Here is an 18,187-nt window from a genome sequence, read left to right as displayed (position 1 = left end):
TATTGCTTATCTAATGTAATGTTCAATAAATAAGAATGCTAATGCTCCTGCCATAAACCCTGCAAAGGCTAACCAAGTGATTTTTTTAAGATACCAAATGAAATCGATTTTTTCCATTCCCATTGCGGCAACTCCGGCAGCAGAACCAATAATTAACATGCTTCCGCCCGTTCCAGCAGAATATGCAATAAAATGCCAAACAGAATGATCCATTTCATAGGTATACATTCCCATTGAAGCGGCAACAAGAGGCACATTATCTATAATAGCAGATAAAGCACCTAATAAAATAATTACAATATCCATATTTGGAAGGGCATTAGAAATACTTTCTGCAGCATAACGAAGAGTACCAACTTCTTCACCATTGATTGAACCAAAAACCAAACTTTCAAGTGCAGCAACAGCCATAAGTATTCCTAAGAAAAACAAAATACTAGAAATCTCAATTCTGGATAGAGCCTTATTTGCAGAGTATAAATGTTTTCTGCTCTTATCAAAATTATCTTCAGGGTGAATATATTCTGATACTAACCATACTACAGCTAAACTTAACATCATTCCAACATAAGGAGGTAAATGTGTAATTGTTTTAAATATTGGCACAAAAACAATAGCTCCTAACCCTAGCCAAAGCATTGTTTTACTACTCAATAACTTTTCAGTTTCCACATGATTACTTTCATCAATTTCAATATTACCTTTAAAAATTTTCATTCTTGAAGCCATAGCATACGGAACTATAAAACACAAAATTGCAGGAATAATAATATATTCTGACAAACCCCCAGCGCTAACTTTCTTTGCAATCCACAACATAGTTGTAGTCACATCACCAATTGGTGACCAAGCTCCTCCAGCATTTGTAGCAATAACAATTAAAGAAGCATACCAAATTCGTTCTTCTCTGTTGTCAATTAATTTTCTTAATAGCGAAATTAAAACTATAGTAGCAGTAAGATTATCAATTACAGCAGATAATATAAATCCTATAATACCAGTTATCCATAACAATTTAATTTTACTTTTAGTTTTAACCATTCCTTTTAAAACATCAAAACCCCTATGTAAGTCAATTAATTCAACTATTGTCATTGCTCCAATAAGGAAAATTAATATCTCTGCAACTTTACCAATATGATGCAAAAGCAACCCTTCAAAACCATGCTCTTGCTGATGTAAATCACCAAAATTTATATTAAAAATATTCCCATATCCATCTACCACCGAAAACCAACCTTTATGAAAACCAACAGCAAGTAAAGCCCACATTAATGAAGCCATTAACAATGCTGGAACCGTCTTATCTAATTTTAAAGGATGTTCTAAAGTAATAGACAAATAACCAATAACAAACAGAAGTATTAATATAGCTTCCATAATCTAGATGTTTTATACAAGTTGTTTTAAAGCAATTTCAAATGCTGTTGCACTAATGTTCTTTTTATCAGAATTTAACGCATGTGCTTTTTGAATTGCATTTTTGATACGTTCTGAAGTATCAGCAAAAATAGCTTCATCTGTCATTTGCACTTTTTTCTCCATAAAATAAGCAAAAACTCTTGCCATTCCACAGTTAGCAATAAAGTCAGGAATTAAACTTACTTTTTTATCCGTTTCTTCCATAATTGGTCCAAAGAAAATTTCTTTATCAGCAAACGGAACATTTGCACCGCTTGAAATAACTTCTAATCCAGAAGCAATCATACTATCAACCTGATCTTTAGTAACCAATCTTGACGCCGCACAAGGAGCGAAAACTTGAGCACCCATAGACCAAATCTTTTCATTGATTTCTGCAAATGGGATCATATTTTCGGCAACTAATTTATTTCCATCTTTATTTAAAAACAATCTTTTAATTTCTTCGAACGAATAGCCATTTTCATTGATAATTCCACCATCTCTATCTATAATTCCAACTACTTTAGCACCCATTTGAGCTAAATAAAAAGCTGCCGCAGAACCTACATTTCCAAATCCTTGAACAATTGCTGTTTTCCCAACAATACTTCCTCCGTAAATATCATAATAATGACGAGCTGCTTCTGCAACACCATAACCGGTAATCATATCAGCAACCGTATATTTTCTATTTACATCTGGTGAAAAATTTGGGTTTTCAATTACTTTTATAACTCCTTGACGTAATTGTCCTATTCTGTTAATTTTATCAGCTTCAGTAGGTCTAAAATGTCCATTAAAAACTCCTTCTTGTGGGTGCCATACTCCACAATCTTCAGTCATAGGAATTACTTCATGGATTTCATCAACATTTAAATCACCACCCGTTCCATAATAATTTTTTAATAACGGAGAAACTGCTTTATACCATCTCTCTAAAACTCCTTTTTTTCTAGGGTCATTTGGGTCAAAATTAATTCCCGATTTAGCACCCCCAATTGCTGGCCCTGAAACAGAAAATTTAACTTCCATAGTTTTTGCTAACGAAAGTACCTCGTTCATATCCAATCCTTTACGCATACGAGTTCCACCTCCGGCAGCTCCTCCTCTTAATGAATTGATCACCGTCCATCCTTCTGCTTCTGTTTCAGGATCTTTCCAATTAAATACTATTTCTGGTTCTTTGTTTTCAAATTTTTGCAATAAATCTTTCATTGAGTTGGTTAAATTTTATCGTTTTACAAATATACATATTCTGTTTTTAGCTTAGTAGCCAAAAGCGGTTTTTTTATTTACAATAATTCATTATAAATTGTTCCTGAAGAATGATTTACCTTAGCTCCTGTAACCGAAGAAAGCACATTTACTTCATCTCTTAATTTCAAAACCCCCAAAAGCGCAAAAATAAGAGCCTCTTTAAATTGTATCGTCTTATCATCAGGAATTACAACGTCAATTGTAGATAAATGTAATTGTAATCGTTCCATTAAAAATCGGTTATAAACACCTCCACCAGTAACAAATAATTTTGCATTAGGCTTTATACAAACGGCAGCAATTTGAATTGCAATATGCTCAACAAAAGTGCGCATTTTATCATTATTATCGATTGAAAAAGAATGGAGTAATGGAAAAATAGTTTGATTAACAAACTCCATCCCTAAAGACTTTGGGTAGGCAGCTTTATAATAATCTATTTCATTCAATTGCTTCAATAAATCTAAATCAATACTTCCTGATTTAGCTATATTTCCAGCATCGTCATAAGGAAAACCAAGTTCGTTAGCGTAGTGATTCAAGACAGTATTCACGGGAGAAATATCAAAAGCTAATCGTTTATTTTTTTCTTTAAACGAAACATTTGAAAAACCTCCTAAATTCAAACAATAATCATACTCTGAAAATAAAATTTTATCTCCAATTGGAACTAATGGCGCACCTTGTCCTCCTAATTGCACGTCTTGAACTCTAAAATCACACACTATTTTATAATTTAACAACTCTCCTAACAATGGAAGATTTCCAATTTGAAGTGTAAATCCATTTTGAGGTTGATGTAAAATAGTATGTCCATGACTACAAATAGCATCAATTTCTGATAATTCGTGTTTGATGATAAACTCTGAAATTATTGACGCTAGATATCTTGTATATTCAAGATTTAATTCATTTAACTCATCAGTAGTAAAATGAATGGCGTTATTTAGTTTATCTTGCCAGTTCTCTGGGTAAGAAATGGTTTCTGTTTGACAAATTTCGAAAGTCCAACGTTCTGAAATATTGAATTTTATGCAAGCTAAATCCACTCCATCTAACGATGTGCCCGACATAACCCCTATAACGTTGTAGTATTCTTTAAACATGGGTTAAAATTACAAATTGTTATTGAAAATTTCCTAATAATTAATTACATTTGAATTCATTAATTAAAAAATAATCAAACATTACATCTAAATAATATGGATTTTAAATTAACCGAAGAGCAAATTATGATTCAGCAAGCTGCACGCGATTTTGCTCAAACAGAATTATTACCTGGAGTTATTGAAAGAGATGAACATTCAAAATTTCCAACCGAACAAGTAAAAATGATGGCCGAACTTGGTTTTATGGGAATGATGGTCGACCCAAAATATGGTGGTGCTGGATTAGACAGTTTATCATACGTTTTGGCAATGGAAGAAATTGCAAAAGTTGATGCTTCTGCAGCTGTAATCATGTCGGTAAATAACTCATTAGTTTGTGCTGGTTTAGAAAAATATGGTTCAGAAGAACAAAAAATAAAATATTTAACTCCGTTAGCAAAAGGTGAAGTTATTGGAGCTTTTTGTTTATCAGAGCCAGAAGCAGGTTCAGATGCAACATCACAAAGAACCACTGCTATTGATATGGGTGACCATTATTTAGTAAACGGAACTAAAAACTGGATTACAAATGGTGGAACTGCGTCAACTTATTTAGTTATTGCACAAACTGATGCTTCAAAAGGACACAAAGGAATTAATGTTCTTATTGTTGAAAAAGGGATGCCAGGATTTGAAGTAGGTCCAAAAGAAAAGAAAATGGGAATCCGTGGATCTGACACGCATACTTTATTATTTAACGATGTTAAAGTTCCAAAAGAAAACAGAATTGGTGCAGACGGATTTGGCTTTTCGTTCGCAATGTCAACTTTAAATGGTGGAAGAATTGGAATCGCTTCTCAAGCGTTAGGTATTGCTCAAGGAGCTTATGAATTAGCTTTAAAATATTCACAAGAACGTGTGGCTTTTGGAAAACCAATTTTCAATCACCAAGCAATTGCATTCAAATTAGCAGACATGCATGTTAAAATTACATGTGCAAGATTATTAATTCACAAAGCTGCTACAGAAAGAGATAACGGTGAAGATATTGCTCATTCAGGCGCTATGGCAAAACTATACGCATCTGAGATTGCATTAGAAGTAGCTAATGAAGCTGTTCAAATTCACGGTGGAAATGGTTATGTAAGCGAATACCACGTAGAAAGAATGATGCGTGACTCTAAAATTACACAAATTTACGAAGGAACTTCAGAAATTCAAAGAATTGTAATTTCAAGAGGTTTAGTGAAATAGTCTAAAAATAAATTATTAATGAAAGGAGTTCAACTTGATTGCTGAACTCCTTTTTTTATTATCTTTAAAATAAAAATGTTATTTGAGAATTGGAAAGAAAATCTAGAACCATTAATTGAGAAATATAAAGGTAGAAAACATCCTTTACACTACAATAACACGTATCAATTATTAATAATGGTTATTTTGTCTGCACAAGATTCTGATGCTAATGTTAATAATATTACTATTCCCTTTTTTGAAAAATACAATAATCTGGAAACAATTTCAAATTCAAGTATTGAAGAAATTATCCCATACTTTACAAAAGTTAAAAATTATCCAACAAAGACAAATTGGATAATTGAATTAGCAAAATTATTAAAAACTGAAAGTAATATACCAACTAATTTAACAGATTTAATTGCTATAAAAGGCATTGGAAGAAAGTCTGCAAATGTAGTATTAAGAGAGACTAATCAAAAAGCAGAAGGAATAATAGTTGATTTACATGTTATTAGAGTTGTACCAAGAATTGGTTTAACACCAAAATATGAAGATGGAAATAAAATTGAAAAACTATTAATGCAACAACTTCCATATGAAATTTGGAACGAAATTGGAATGGCTTTTTCCCTTTTAGGAAGAGAAATCTGCCGACCAACTAACCCAAAATGTTATGAATGTCCAATAAATAGACATTGCGCATATTATAGTAACACTCTATAACTTTAAAATGCTATATAACAAAAAACCCCTCATCGATAGATGAAGGGTTTTCAAAAGAAAGGCGGCGACATACTCTCCCACATAACTGCAGTACCATCTGCGCAATCGGGCTTAACTTCTCTGTTCGGAATGGGAAGAGGTGAGCCCCGACGCAATAACCACCTTAAATTTTTGTTTAAGGTTTCAGGTTCGAAAGTTACAGGTTAAACAACTTGGAACTTTAAACTTGGAGCTTTAAACGCCACGCCATAGGCGAGCTAATATCTTAACATACTGAGATAAATAATTTAAAAGAAAGTTTTCTCCCGAGTCCGAAGACTCGGGAATTGTACATAAGCTAACGGGTTATTAGTACTACTCGACTATGACATTACTGCCTTTACATCTATAGCCTATCAACGTGGTCATCTTCCACGACCCTTAAAAGAAATCTCATCTTGTGGTGGGTTTCGCGCTTATATGCTTTCAGCGCTTATCCCTTCCCAACGTAGCTACTCTGCAGTGCTCCTGGCGGAACAACAGATACACCAGCGGTTAGTCCAATTCGGTCCTCTCGTACTAGAATCAGATCCACTCAAATTTCTAACGCCCACAGTAGATAGAGACCGAACTGTCTCACGACGTTCTGAACCCAGCTCGCGTGCCACTTTAATGGGCGAACAGCCCAACCCTTGGGACCTTCTCCAGCCCCAGGATGTGACGAGCCGACATCGAGGTGCCAAACCCCCCCGTCGATATGAGCTCTTGGGGGAGATCAGCCTGTTATCCCCGGCGTACCTTTTATCCTTTGAGCGATGGCCCTTCCATGCGGAACCACCGGATCACTATGCTCTACTTTCGTACCTGATCGACCTGTATGTCTCTCAGTCAAGCTCCCTTATGCCATTGCACTCTACGCACGGTTACCAAGCGTGCTGAGGGAACCTTTAGAAGCCTCCGTTACTCTTTTGGAGGCGACCACCCCAGTCAAACTACCCACCAAACAATGTCCTCCGATATTCGGAGTTAGGCCTCAGACAAGCAAAGGGTGGTATTTCAACAATGACTCCACAACGCCTAGCGACGCCACTTCATAGTCTCCCACCTATCCTACACATCACGTGTCCAAGGTCAATATTAAGCTATAGTAAAGGTGCACAGGGTCTTTTCGTCCCACTGCGGGTAAGCGGCATCTTCACCGCTACTACAATTTCACCGAGCTCATGGCTGAGACAGTATCCAGATCGTTACACCATTCGTGCAGGTCGGAACTTACCCGACAAGGAATTTCGCTACCTTAGGACCGTTATAGTTACGGCCGCCGTTTACTTGGGCTTCATTTCAATGCTTCTCCGAAGATAACATCTCCACTTAACCTTCAAGCACCGGGCAGGTGTCAGGCCCTATACTTCATCTTACGATTTTGCAGAGCCCTGTGTTTTTGATAAACAGTCGCCTGGATTTTTTCACTGCGGCCAGCATTGCTGCTGGCGACCCTTCTCCCGAAGTTACGGGTCCATTTTGCCTAATTCCTTAGCCATGAATCTCTCGAGCACCTTAGGATTCTCTCCTCAACTACCTGTGTCGGTTTACGGTACTGGTACTTATAATCTAAGTTTAGAAGATTTTCTTGGCAGCCTTTAGGTACACTATCACTTTGTCCGAAGACTCCGTGTACTATCGCATTTCACCAGTCCCAGCGGATTTGCCTACCGGGCCTATAGCTAAGTGCTTTAACGAACTATTCCGTCAGTTCGCGGTACTTTCACCACTGCGTCTCTCCATCACAATTATAAGTAGTACGGGAATATTAACCCGTTGGCCATCGACTGTCCCTTTCGGGTTCGCCTTAGGACCAGACTAACCCACAGCTGATTAGCATAGCTGTGGAAACCTTAGTTTTTCGGTGTGCGGGTTTCTCGCCCGCATTATCGTTACTTATGCCTACATTTTCTTTTCTAAACAGTCCAGCATGACTCACATCACACCTTCGACCCAGTTTAGAATGCTCCCCTACCACTTGTATTACTACAAATCCATAGCTTCGGTAATATGCTTATGCCCGATTATTATCCATGCTCGTCCGCTCGACTAGTGAGCTGTTACGCACTCTTTAAATGAATGGCTGCTTCCAAGCCAACATCCTAGCTGTCTGGGCAGACAAACCTCGTTATTTCAACTTAGCATATATTTGGGGACCTTAGCTGATGGTCTGGGTTCTTTCCCTCTCGGACATGGACCTTAGCACCCATGCCCTCACTGCTGGTAAACATTATATAGCATTCGGAGTTTGTCAGGAATTGGTAGGCGATGAAGCCCCCGCATCCAATCAGTAGCTCTACCTCTATATAACTTATACCCAGCGCTGCACCTAAATGCATTTCGGGGAGTACGAGCTATTTCCGAGTTTGATTGGCCTTTCACCCCTACCCACAGATCATCCCAAGACTTTTCAACGTCAACGGGTTCGGTCCTCCACTATGTGTTACCACAGCTTCAACCTGTCCATGGGTAGATCACACGGTTTCGCGTCTACCATTACTGACTAAAGCGCCCTATTCAGACTCGCTTTCGCTACGGATCCATACCATAAGTACTTATCCTTGCCAGCAACGGTAACTCGTAGGCTCATTATGCAAAAGGCACGCCGTCACCCCACGAAAGGGCTCCGACCGCTTGTAAGCGTATGGTTTCAGGATCTATTTCACTCCGTTATTCACGGTTCTTTTCACCTTTCCCTCACGGTACTGGTTCACTATCGGTCTCTCAGGAGTATTTAGCCTTAGCGGATGGTCCCGCCAAATTCACACAGGGTTTCACGTGCCCCGCGCTACTCAGGATACCACTATCGTTATCTTCTCTTACTTATACAGGGCTATCACCTTCTTTGGCTTACCTTTCCAGGTAATTCTAATTCAATCCGCAACAAATATCGTGGTCCTACAACCCCAGATATGCCGTAACATCCCTGGTTTGGGCTAATCCGCGTTCGCTCGCCACTACTTACGGAATCACTTTTGTTTTCTTCTCCTCCGCCTACTTAGATGTTTCAGTTCAGCGGGTTTGCCCACCTATCGGTGTACTATGTCTTCAACATAGTGGGTTGCCCCATTCGGATATCTACGGATCAATTCGTGTGTGCCAATCCCCGTAGCTTTTCGCAGCTTATCACGTCCTTCTTCGCCTCTGAGAGCCTAGGCATCCCCCATACGCCCTTATTTTGCTTATGTGCCGCCTAATTCTATAAATAAAACTAGGACTTTCTTTATAAAACCGTAACTTGTTACGATTCTACTGTACTTTCTACTTTTTAAAATATTTTATCTCAATATGTCAATGAACTTGTGGCGTATCGCCACTGATAATAATTATCAGCTTTGAATTAGCCGTTGTGGAGAATATCGGAGTCGAACCGATGACCTCCTGCGTGCAAGGCAGGCGCTCTAGCCAGCTGAGCTAATCCCCCGTTTTTTAGTGTTCAGTTAACAGTTATCAGTTAACAGTACTTCAAACGGTTACTCAACCTCTAAAATTTCCTTATAAGTAAAACATTGTAGTCCCGCCCAGACTCGAACTGGGGACCCCTACATTATCAGTGTAGTACTCTAACCAGCTGAGCTACGAGACTCTGTTTTTACTTATTTGTATTATTTGAATTAACAGCGAGAGTAATATTTTACGCATCGTAAACTAACTTCCTTAGTCTTCTCTAGAAAGGAGGTGTTCCAGCCGCACCTTCCGGTACGGCTACCTTGTTACGACTTAGCCCTAGTTACCAGTTTTACCCTAGGCAGCTCCTTGCGGTCACCGACTTCAGGCACCCCCAGCTTCCATGGCTTGACGGGCGGTGTGTACAAGGCCCGGGAACGTATTCACCGGATCATGGCTGATATCCGATTACTAGCGATTCCAGCTTCACGGAGTCGAGTTGCAGACTCCGATCCGAACTGAGATAGGTTTTGTAGATTCGCTCCTGCTCGCGCAGTGGCTGCTCTCTGTACCTACCATTGTAGCACGTGTGTGGCCCAGGACGTAAGGGCCGTGATGATTTGACGTCATCCCCACCTTCCTCACAGTTTACACTGGCAGTCTCGTTAGAGTTCCCGACATGACTCGCTGGCAACTAACGACAGGGGTTGCGCTCGTTATAGGACTTAACCTGACACCTCACGGCACGAGCTGACGACAACCATGCAGCACCTTGTAAATTGTCCGAAGAAAAAACTGTTTCCAGTCCTGTCAATCTACATTTAAGCCCTGGTAAGGTTCCTCGCGTATCATCGAATTAAACCACATGCTCCACCGCTTGTGCGGGCCCCCGTCAATTCCTTTGAGTTTCACACTTGCGTGCGTACTCCCCAGGTGGGATACTTATCACTTTCGCTTAGCCACTCAGATTGCTCCGAACAGCTAGTATCCATCGTTTACGGCGTGGACTACCAGGGTATCTAATCCTGTTCGCTCCCCACGCTTTCGTCCATCAGCGTCAATCGTTTGTTAGTAACCTGCCTTCGCAATTGGTATTCCATGTAATATCTAAGCATTTCACCGCTACACTACATATTCTAGTTACTTCACAAAAATTCAAGCCCTACAGTATCAATGGCAGTTTCCTAGTTGAGCTAGGAGATTTCACCACTGACTTATAAGGCCGCCTACGGACCCTTTAAACCCAATGATTCCGGATAACGCTTGGATCCTCCGTATTACCGCGGCTGCTGGCACGGAGTTAGCCGATCCTTATTCCTACAGTACCGTCAAGCTCCCACACGTGGGAGGGTTTCTTCCTGTATAAAAGCAGTTTACAATCCATAGGACCGTCTTCCTGCACGCGGCATGGCTGGTTCAGGCTTGCGCCCATTGACCAATATTCCTCACTGCTGCCTCCCGTAGGAGTCTGGTCCGTGTCTCAGTACCAGTGTGGGGGATCTCCCTCTCAGGACCCCTACCCATCATTGTCTTGGTAAGCCGTTACCTTACCAACTAACTAATGGGACGCATGCTCATCTTATACCGTTGGAACTTTAGTTATCAAACCATGCGATTCGATAACACTATGGGGCATTAATCCAAATTTCTCTGGGCTATTCCCCTGTATAAGGTAGATTGCATACGCGTTACGCACCCGTGCGCCGGTCTCAAGTCCCGAAGAACTCTACCCCTCGACTTGCATGTGTTAGGCCTGCCGCTAGCGTTCATCCTGAGCCAGGATCAAACTCTTCATCGTATATTGTTTGTTAGATAAATCTAACTATGTTTCGATTAAAGTCGCTAGTCTTTCAATGTTATTCGAAAAATCTTACTCTCTCTTAATGTTCAAAATTACATTACTGTAATTTTGTGCTGTCAATTCAATATGTCTATGAACGTGTCATTCTCTTTTTATATCCGCCTCTCATTCGATTAGCGGGTGCAAAAGTACAACTCTTTTTTAATCTGGCAAGCTTTTTTGAAAAAAAATTTTGACTATTTTCTCTTAACCACTTTGCCAATATTTTTAAGAACTTGCACTCCCCCAATTCTTTCGTTTCGGGTCGGCAAAGATACTACCTTTACTTTCTATTATCCAAATCTTTTTTTAACTTTTTTTAAAAGTTTTTTGATTTGTTTAATCCTTAGTTTGTGTGTGAACTTCTGCTCTAATGCGGGTGCAAAAGTAGAAATCTTTTTTGTTCCCACAAGCCTTTTATATTCTTTTTTTAATTCTTTTTTTGATACTTTTCTTAACTCACTGATAACAAGGATTTAATATAGAAAAGTTTTTTTAGGACTTAACCACTAAGGCACAAAGAAGACACAAAGCACACTATTTTCTTTTTAAACACATAAGACATAGTAGTGTTTTGTTACTTATATATAATGTGGGAAAAGTTCATAAAAGGGATTATGTATTGCGAAACATCCCCTAGCCCCCTTCGAAGGGGAAATTTCTTTACTTATATATAATAGTGTTTGTTCAACATATAAGTCATAAAAGCTTTTTGTTACTTACATATAATATAAGGTAAAGTTCATAAAAGTGGTTCGGTGGGTTGTGGGCTTAACTGCGTTAAGCAGTAGCCTGATGCACAGGAGATTACTATTCTGCGGAATGACAGCTCGCTTTGCGAGGAAGATGTGCTCGTCTTACGAGCTGGTGGGATGGTTATCTGGAATACTATACGTCTTGATTAGCCCCGATGGGAACGGCATCCTTTTATAAACCTGACAGGTTTTTGAAAACCTGTTAGGTTTATAAAAGATATAGTGGACAGCGGGACCAAAAGTTTTTATGGAATTAAAACGTGTGCTCCAAAATATTAATCGAAACGTATTGCTTTTACTGGTGAAATTTTGGTGATTATGTATGATGGAATCAATAACACCAACAAACAAACAATTATGGTTCCGATATTTAATAATGCGATGTGAAGCAAATTGATACATACTGGCGCTTCGTTTACGTAATAGTTTTCGGGATTGAGTTGGATTACTCCGAAATATCTTTGAATTAACAATAAAGAAATAGCAATTAAATTTCCCCAAAACAATCCGCGGGCGATTAAATAAAATGCATTGTAAAGAAATATTTTTCGAACATTCCAATTATTCGCTCCCATGGCTTTTAGAATTCCAATCATTTGGGTGCGTTCTAAAATTAGGACTAATAATGCTACTGCCATGTTGATGGTTGCAACGACAATCATTACGATTAGAATAACTAGAATATTGAAATCGAACAATTTTAGCCATTCAAAAATACTGTAATATTTCTCTTCGATGGTAATACTATTATAAGTCGGCGGAATTTCTTTGTAGACTTGCTCCCCTTTTTCTTTTATTTTTGAGAAATCGTCGACAAAAACTTCGAAGGCACCGACTTCTGTTGGTTGCCATTTATTAATGAGTTGCACATGACGAATATCTCCTAAAATAAAAGTTTTATCAAACTCTTCAAAACCTGAATTAAAAATTCCGGTGATTAGGAAATTCCTTTTATTCGGAAGTTTTCCGTTTTCTTTCATGAAAAAGGTTATAAACTTATCACCTACTTTTAATTGTAATCTTTTGGCTAAGTATTCCGAAATCAAAACTTCGGTATTTAATTCGGATTTTAGATTTGGGGTTTTGCCATCGACTAAATATTCTTCTAAATTGGTGAAATTATAATCTTTGCCAACACCTTTATATATGATTCCTTCGAAAGCTTTTTCTGTGCGAATGATTCCGGCTTTACTTGCCACGGCTTGAACATGACTGATGCCTTCTACATTTTTGAATTTGGGATAAAAACTTTGATTGATAGAAATAGGCTCAATTGTAACTTGCGATTGGTTATCGTCGAAATTAGAAATAATAATGTGTCCGTTGAAAGCGGAAACTTTTTCACGAATTTTATCTTGAAGTCCAACACCTGTAGCCACCGCCATAATCATCATAATAATTCCGATGGCAATTGCCGTAATCGCAATTTTTATAATTGGCGAAGAAATACTACTTTTATAACTTTTAGCAGCAATTAGTCTTTTGGCTATGAAATATTCTAAATTCAAGGTTTTAAAAATTATAATTAAGGCAAATATACATAAAGTTTTTGCCACAGATTACACAGATTTACACAGATTAAGAATAGTTATGAAATACAATATATACCGAATTACAACATTAATTGGCTTACTAATACTTTCTGTTTCGTGTGGAAGTAGTAAAAAAGCTATTCCGCAACTAAAACCGAGCACTGATAATGTGACTTTGACTTCCTCTTCAACAGATGTCGCTTTTAAAACAGGTGCCGAAAACTTTGAAAGTTATTTGCCGTTATTGAAGGACAAAAGCGTTGGAATAGTTACGAATCAAACGGGAATTCTTTCTAAAGAAAAGCATTTGGTTGATTTTTTAATCGAACAAAACATCAATCTTCAGAAAATTTATGCTCCTGAACACGGTTTTAGAGGAACAGCTGATGCTGGGGAATTAATCGTAGACGGAAAAGATACCAAAACGAATTTACCAATTATTTCCCTTTACGGAAACAACAAAAAGCCAAAACCAGAGCAATTAGAAGGAATTGATATCTTAGTTTTCGATTTGCAAGATGTGGGCGCACGATTTTACACTTATATATCTTCGTTGCATTATGTGATGGAAGCTTGCGCTGAAAATAATATTCCACTTTTGGTTTTAGACCGACCGAATCCCAACGGAACTATTATTGATGGTCCGATTTTAGAAAAGGAACACAAGAGTTTTGTTGGGATGCATGAAATTCCGGTTTTGCATGGGATGACGATTGGTGAATATGCCAAAATGATTAATGGCGAAAGATGGTTAAAAGACACTATTCAATGCGATTTGAAAGTAGCGCCATGTTTGAACTATTCGCATGACATGAAATATAGTTTACCTGTGAAGCCTTCGCCAAACTTACCCAACGATCAATCGATTAATTTATATGCGAGTTTGTGTTTTTTTGAAGGCACGAATGTAAGTTTAGGTCGTGGTACCGAAAAACAATTCCAAATTTACGGTTCGCCTTTTTTACCTGAAAGTGAGTTTGATTTCAGCTTTACACCGCAACCGAATTTTGGAGCAAAAGACCCAGTTCACAATGGAAAGTTATGTTTTGGAGAAGATTTAACCGAAATTAGAAAAGTACACCGACTAGAATTAAAATGGTTATTAAAAGCCTACGAAAACACAGCCGACAAAACCATTTTCTTCAATGATTTCTTCGCCAAATTAGCCGGAACAAAAAAACTCCGCGAACAAATTGAAGCTGGCATGACCGAAAAAGAAATTAGAAAAACTTGGCAAGAAGGTTTGGGACAGTTTAAGGAAGTTAGAAAGAAGTATTTGATTTATGAGTGATGATGGAAGCTGGATGATGGGTGATGGAAGTAAAAAATAGAAAACATTTAAAATATGGACGAAGACATAAAAAAAGAACTAGAAGATTCATTTACTTATCATTTTTTCTTCAACCACGGAGTTTATGATGAATTTATTCATTATGAAGATTTAATAAATGAAACCGAAAAATTTTTAAAAACGAAATATTCAGAAATATCGAATAGTAAAGATGACGATATTATTGATGAAAGATTTGGAAAGAAAATGCAATACACGGAAATTTTTCCAGAGATACTTTGGAAATCGATTTTTCTTAGCATTTATTTTTTGCTTGAAAATTCACTAGATCAAATATGCAAAAATTTAAGAAAATCGAATTCATATAATTTAACACTAAAAGACATTAGTGGCAATGGAATATTTAGAAGTAGCTTATACTTAAAAAAAGTATGTAATTTAAAAGCTCCTTTTGAATCTAATACTTGGACAGAAATAAATAACTTCAACAAGATACGTAATGTATTAGTTCATTCTGACGGAATTTTATCAAAATCTGTAACTGATACAATTAAAATTTGCAAAAAATATAATCAAATTGAACTAAAGGAATATGATGAAGATAATTTTATAATTGAAATTAACAGCGAGTTTTGTAAATTTTCATTAAAAAAAATTGAAAAAACAATAACTCATATTCATAGTGAAATGCAAAATCATAAAAAAAACATTTAAAAACTGAACACTCTTTAAAGAGGCAACTTCTCCTTCATTTTCTCCACAATATTAAACGCTGCTGGGCAAATCGCAACATTAAGTAGCGTTAAATCAGTGATTTGATTGAATTTTTTTCTGTCGGTATGAGGAAATTCTCGGCAGGCTTTTGGGCGGACATCGTAGATGAAGCATTTGTTGTCGCTATCTAAAAAAGTACACGGCACACTTTTCAATACATAATCTTTATCTTCATCAATGCGAAGATATTGGTCGATAAACTGCTGTGGTTTTTGACGTAAACTTTTGGAAATTCGTTCAATATCAGCCGAAGTAAATAAAGGCCCAGTTGTTTTGCAACAATTGGCACACTCTAAACAATCCGTTTTTTTGAATTCGGCATCGTGTAAATCTTGCATTACATAATCCAAATTCTTGGGTGTTTTCTTTTTTAGCTTGTCAAAATACTTTTTGGTTTCGATATGTGTATCTTTGGCAAGTTTTCCGAGTTCGTTTAAATTTGGCTTTAGCATTAGTTAATTTGTTTCAAGTTTCAGGTTTCAAGTTAAGTCACTTTATGTTTTTTATATACCTAAAACCGACTGAAGGCAAAGTTAACAACTTGAAACTAAATAACCCTGAAACTTTAAACAAAAAAAAGATGAACGACCTTTTCGGAAAAGCCATTTTAGACTACCAAACGAATAATTCTCCCGAAGATTTAATCACAGAAACTTCTATTTCGGAAGCAGATGAAATGAGCGTTGCCTATTTGTTTCGTGATTTTAAAGAGATGCCAAAATTGGAACAAAAAGCGTTGCAATTAGCTAAAGGAAAAGTTTTAGATGTTGGTAGTGGCGCTGGAAGTCACGCACTATATTTACAAGAAAAAGGTTTTGATGTAACAGCCATTGATATTTCGAAAAATGCGATTAAAGCGTGTGAATTAAGAGGTTTGAAAAACTGTAAAGTTTCGGATGTTTTGGATTTAGATACTTTGGAAAAATTCGACACCATTTTACTTTTAATGAACGGAACTGGAATTTTCGGAAAAATGAATCAGATTCCAAAGTTCTTACAAAAATTGAAAGCGCTTTTAAAAGAAGGCGGACAAATTTTAATTGATAGTTCGGACTTAATTTATATGTATGACCAGGACGGAGATGGCGCTTACGAAGTACCTGCAAATGGTTATTATGGTGAATTGACCTTCACTATTCAATATAAAGGAGAAACGGAAGATACTTTTGATTGGTTATATTTGGATTACAATACCCTACAAAACGCAGCAATTGCCAATGGTTTAGAATGCGAACTTATTTTAGAAGGCGAGCATTTTGATTACTTGGCGAAGCTTTCTTTTTAATTTCAAAAACAAATACAACTTCAAAAATCAATTACAATAACCTAAATTTAAATTATTCATCTACTTGATTTTTTAAATTGCATTTTGAGATTGATTTTGTTTAAGGAATATTCAAATATTTATGGGTTTGCAACGAAACTCTCCATTTCGGATTGTTCATTACATAATCTACAATTAAAGGCGTCATTTCTTCTTTTTTGCTCCATTCAGGTTGTAAAAATAAAATGGCATTTGGATTTACTTTTGCTGCTTGTTCTTCCGCAAAAATGAAATCGTGTTTGTTGTAGATGATTACTTTTAATTCGTTTGCAATATCATACGCACTTTGAACAGGTAATTTGTTTTTCTTTGGCGACAAACAAAACCAATCCCATGTTCCCGAAACTTCGTAAGCTCCAGAAGTTTCAATATGTACTTTTAAGTTTTGAGCTTTTAGTTTAGAAGTCAACAACGTCATATCCCAAGTCAGAGGTTCGCCTCCAGTAACTACAACGGTGTCGGCATATTTTTTAGCATTGGCAACGATAATATCGGTATTCGTTGGAGGATGCAATTCAGCATTCCAACTTTCTTTTACATCGCACCAATGGCAACCTACATCGCAACCGCCAATTCGTATAAAATAAGCAGCTGTTCCTGTGTGATAACCTTCGCCTTGAATGGTGTAAAACTCCTCCATTAAAGGCAACATTTTGCCTTTTTCAACCGCTAATTGTACTTCTTTCTGTAACATTTCAAATAAAAATAGTGGGCAAAGATACAACTTGGAAGTTAGAATTTTGAAATAAGAAGTTATAAAATCACATAACTTGATTTTTATAGAAAACATTTTATATTTTTGAATAAAAAATAATGAAAGGATTCATCACGATAGGATTACTTATTCTTTCCAATGTTTTCATGACATTGGCCTGGTATGGTCATTTAAAATTTAAGGAATTAAAATGGTTTGAAAATACAGGATTAATTACTATTGTTTTAATCAGTTGGGGATTGGCATTGTTTGAGTATTTCTTTCAAGTTCCTGCGAATAAAATTGGTTATGAAGGTAACGGCGGGCCATTTTCTCTGATGCAATTAAAAGTGATTCAGGAAGTTATTACCTTAGTGATTTTTGTAATTTTCTCAATGGTTTACTTTAAGAACGAAACTTTCAAATGGAATCACGCGGTTGGTTTTTGTTTTTTAGTATTGGCGGTTTATTTTATATTTAAGAAGTAACAAAATGAAAAAATATTTTATTCAAAAAGCACCATTCGTAGTTCCAACAACTGATGGCAAATTGATTGAAGAACACCACGGATTGGCCACTACAAACAATTCAGAAATCTCAATTGCACATATGATAGCACCACCAGGATGGAGCGAACCATTTCAAACACCTGAATTTGAGGAATACACGTATATCATCAAAGGTAAAAAGCAATTCATTATTGAAGAAGAAACAGTAGTTTTAGAAGCAGGTCAATCTATTAAAATTGAGAAAAATACTCGTGTTCAATATTCAAATCCGTTTGACGAACCGTGTGAATACATTGCTATTTGCACGCCGGCCTTTAGTATGGATTTAGCGAATAGAGAAGAATAACAT

General features: G+C 36.9%; 13 protein-coding genes, 2 tRNA genes and 3 rRNA genes. 7 read left to right on the top strand and 11 right to left on the bottom strand.

Translation table 11 applies throughout. From position 1 onward, the window contains the following. Positions 1 to 6: 6 nt before the first annotated feature. The 3 genes from nhaD to RSE15_RS10335 form a co-directional block, all read right to left on the bottom strand. Positions 7 to 1,380, bottom strand: a complete 1,374-nt coding sequence (gene nhaD / locus RSE15_RS10345) for a sodium:proton antiporter NhaD (RefSeq protein WP_324068274.1) — start codon at positions 1,378 to 1,380, stop codon at positions 7 to 9. 12 nt (positions 1,381 to 1,392) lie between these two features. After that, positions 1,393 to 2,619 carry a Glu/Leu/Phe/Val dehydrogenase dimerization domain-containing protein gene (locus tag RSE15_RS10340; protein ID WP_324068273.1) on the bottom strand — a complete coding sequence of 409 codons (1,227 nt, stop codon included), beginning with the start codon at positions 2,617 to 2,619 and terminating at the stop codon, positions 1,393 to 1,395. A gap of 77 nt (positions 2,620 to 2,696) precedes the next feature. Further along, positions 2,697 to 3,767: an anhydro-N-acetylmuramic acid kinase gene (locus RSE15_RS10335; protein ID WP_324068271.1), complete on the bottom strand. Its 1,071-nt coding sequence runs from the start codon at positions 3,765 to 3,767 to the stop codon at positions 2,697 to 2,699. A 96-nt stretch (positions 3,768 to 3,863) separates the two neighbouring features. On the opposite strand from RSE15_RS10335, the gene RSE15_RS10330 reads away from it, so the two are divergent. Both RSE15_RS10330 and RSE15_RS10325 read left to right on the top strand, forming a co-directional pair. Beyond that, the gene (locus RSE15_RS10330; RefSeq protein ID WP_324068269.1) at positions 3,864 to 5,003 is read left to right on the top strand and encodes an acyl-CoA dehydrogenase; all 1,140 of its coding nucleotides are present in this window, start codon (positions 3,864 to 3,866) and stop codon (positions 5,001 to 5,003) included. A gap of 75 nt (positions 5,004 to 5,078) precedes the next feature. Beyond that, positions 5,079 to 5,711: an endonuclease III domain-containing protein gene (locus tag RSE15_RS10325; RefSeq protein WP_324068267.1), complete on the top strand. Its 633-nt coding sequence runs from the start codon at positions 5,079 to 5,081 to the stop codon at positions 5,709 to 5,711. A 56-nt stretch (positions 5,712 to 5,767) separates the two neighbouring features. Here the strand turns inward: RSE15_RS10325 and rrf are convergent. The 6 genes from rrf to RSE15_RS10295 form a co-directional block, all read right to left on the bottom strand. Then, positions 5,768 to 5,877 (bottom strand): 5S ribosomal RNA (rrf, locus tag RSE15_RS10320). Between the two features lie 162 nt (positions 5,878 to 6,039). After that, positions 6,040 to 8,920, bottom strand: a 23S ribosomal RNA gene (locus RSE15_RS10315). Between the two features lie 162 nt (positions 8,921 to 9,082). Then, positions 9,083 to 9,156, bottom strand: a tRNA-Ala gene (locus tag RSE15_RS10310). An 88-nt stretch (positions 9,157 to 9,244) separates the two neighbouring features. Then, positions 9,245 to 9,318, bottom strand: a tRNA-Ile gene (locus tag RSE15_RS10305). Between the two features lie 85 nt (positions 9,319 to 9,403). Continuing rightward, positions 9,404 to 10,917 (bottom strand): 16S ribosomal RNA (locus RSE15_RS10300). Together the 16S, 23S and 5S rRNA genes with 2 tRNA genes alongside form the textbook arrangement of a ribosomal RNA operon. Before the next feature lie 1,072 nt (positions 10,918 to 11,989). After that, positions 11,990 to 13,222, bottom strand: a complete 1,233-nt coding sequence (locus RSE15_RS10295; protein WP_324068266.1) for an ABC transporter permease — start codon at positions 13,220 to 13,222, stop codon at positions 11,990 to 11,992. Between the two features lie 82 nt (positions 13,223 to 13,304). Here RSE15_RS10295 and RSE15_RS10290 point away from each other — a divergent pair, with 82 nt between their 5' ends. Together RSE15_RS10290 and RSE15_RS10285 are read left to right on the top strand one after the other, a co-directional pair. Next, positions 13,305 to 14,537 (top strand): exo-beta-N-acetylmuramidase NamZ family protein, encoded by a 1,233-nt coding sequence (locus tag RSE15_RS10290; RefSeq protein WP_324068264.1) that lies wholly within the window; start codon positions 13,305 to 13,307, stop codon positions 14,535 to 14,537. 54 nt (positions 14,538 to 14,591) lie between these two features. Next, positions 14,592 to 15,251, top strand: coding sequence for a hypothetical protein (locus tag RSE15_RS10285; RefSeq protein ID WP_324068262.1), 660 nt, complete (start codon positions 14,592 to 14,594; stop codon positions 15,249 to 15,251). A gap of 14 nt (positions 15,252 to 15,265) precedes the next feature. Here RSE15_RS10285 and RSE15_RS10280 read toward each other — a convergent pair whose 3' ends face one another. Beyond that, a complete protein-coding gene (locus RSE15_RS10280; RefSeq protein WP_324068260.1) occupies positions 15,266 to 15,763 on the bottom strand; it encodes a YkgJ family cysteine cluster protein in 498 nt (165 codons plus the stop codon). Between the two features lie 128 nt (positions 15,764 to 15,891). On the opposite strand from RSE15_RS10280, the gene RSE15_RS10275 reads away from it, so the two are divergent. After that, positions 15,892 to 16,596, top strand: coding sequence for a class I SAM-dependent methyltransferase (locus tag RSE15_RS10275; RefSeq protein ID WP_324068258.1), 705 nt, complete (start codon positions 15,892 to 15,894; stop codon positions 16,594 to 16,596). Between the two features lie 100 nt (positions 16,597 to 16,696). Here RSE15_RS10275 and RSE15_RS10270 read toward each other — a convergent pair whose 3' ends face one another. Continuing rightward, positions 16,697 to 17,329, bottom strand: coding sequence for a 7-carboxy-7-deazaguanine synthase QueE (locus RSE15_RS10270; RefSeq protein WP_324068256.1), 633 nt, complete (start codon positions 17,327 to 17,329; stop codon positions 16,697 to 16,699). Between the two features lie 119 nt (positions 17,330 to 17,448). Between RSE15_RS10270 and RSE15_RS10265 the strand changes: the two genes are divergently transcribed. Together RSE15_RS10265 and RSE15_RS10260 are read left to right on the top strand one after the other, a co-directional pair. Continuing rightward, a complete protein-coding gene (locus RSE15_RS10265; RefSeq protein WP_324068254.1) occupies positions 17,449 to 17,817 on the top strand; it encodes a DMT family protein in 369 nt (122 codons plus the stop codon). Positions 17,818 to 17,821: 4 nt separating this feature from the next. Further along, positions 17,822 to 18,184 carry a cupin domain-containing protein gene (locus tag RSE15_RS10260; RefSeq protein ID WP_324068251.1) on the top strand — a complete coding sequence of 121 codons (363 nt, stop codon included), beginning with the start codon at positions 17,822 to 17,824 and terminating at the stop codon, positions 18,182 to 18,184. Positions 18,185 to 18,187: the final 3 nt, after the last annotated feature.

The sequence above is a fragment of the Flavobacterium sp. genome (assembly GCF_035195345.1).
Lineage (GTDB): Bacteria > Bacteroidota > Bacteroidia > Flavobacteriales > Flavobacteriaceae > Flavobacterium.
The sequence above is the reverse complement of the archived record's forward strand: the minus strand, read 5'-3'. Positions and strand labels throughout refer to the sequence as shown.

Excerpts from the sequence above, each read along its gene's own strand:
- RSE15_RS10290 (WP_324068264.1), top strand. The coding sequence starts at position 13,305 with ATGAAATACAATATATACCGAATTACAACATTAATTGGCTTACTAATA.
- RSE15_RS10260 (WP_324068251.1), top strand. The coding sequence starts at position 17,822 with ATGAAAAAATATTTTATTCAAAAAGCACCATTCGTAGTTCCAACAACT.
- RSE15_RS10285 (WP_324068262.1), top strand. The coding sequence starts at position 14,592 with ATGGACGAAGACATAAAAAAAGAACTAGAAGATTCATTTACTTATCAT.
- RSE15_RS10265 (WP_324068254.1), top strand. The coding sequence starts at position 17,449 with ATGAAAGGATTCATCACGATAGGATTACTTATTCTTTCCAATGTTTTC.
- RSE15_RS10325 (WP_324068267.1), top strand. The coding sequence starts at position 5,079 with ATGTTATTTGAGAATTGGAAAGAAAATCTAGAACCATTAATTGAGAAA.
- RSE15_RS10280 (WP_324068260.1), bottom strand. The coding sequence starts at position 15,763 with ATGCTAAAGCCAAATTTAAACGAACTCGGAAAACTTGCCAAAGATACA.
- RSE15_RS10270 (WP_324068256.1), bottom strand. The coding sequence starts at position 17,329 with ATGTTACAGAAAGAAGTACAATTAGCGGTTGAAAAAGGCAAAATGTTG.
- nhaD (WP_324068274.1), bottom strand. The coding sequence starts at position 1,380 with ATGGAAGCTATATTAATACTTCTGTTTGTTATTGGTTATTTGTCTATT.
- RSE15_RS10275 (WP_324068258.1), top strand. The coding sequence starts at position 15,892 with ATGAACGACCTTTTCGGAAAAGCCATTTTAGACTACCAAACGAATAAT.
- RSE15_RS10340 (WP_324068273.1), bottom strand. The coding sequence starts at position 2,619 with ATGAAAGATTTATTGCAAAAATTTGAAAACAAAGAACCAGAAATAGTA.
- RSE15_RS10330 (WP_324068269.1), top strand. The coding sequence starts at position 3,864 with ATGGATTTTAAATTAACCGAAGAGCAAATTATGATTCAGCAAGCTGCA.
- RSE15_RS10335 (WP_324068271.1), bottom strand. The coding sequence starts at position 3,767 with ATGTTTAAAGAATACTACAACGTTATAGGGGTTATGTCGGGCACATCG.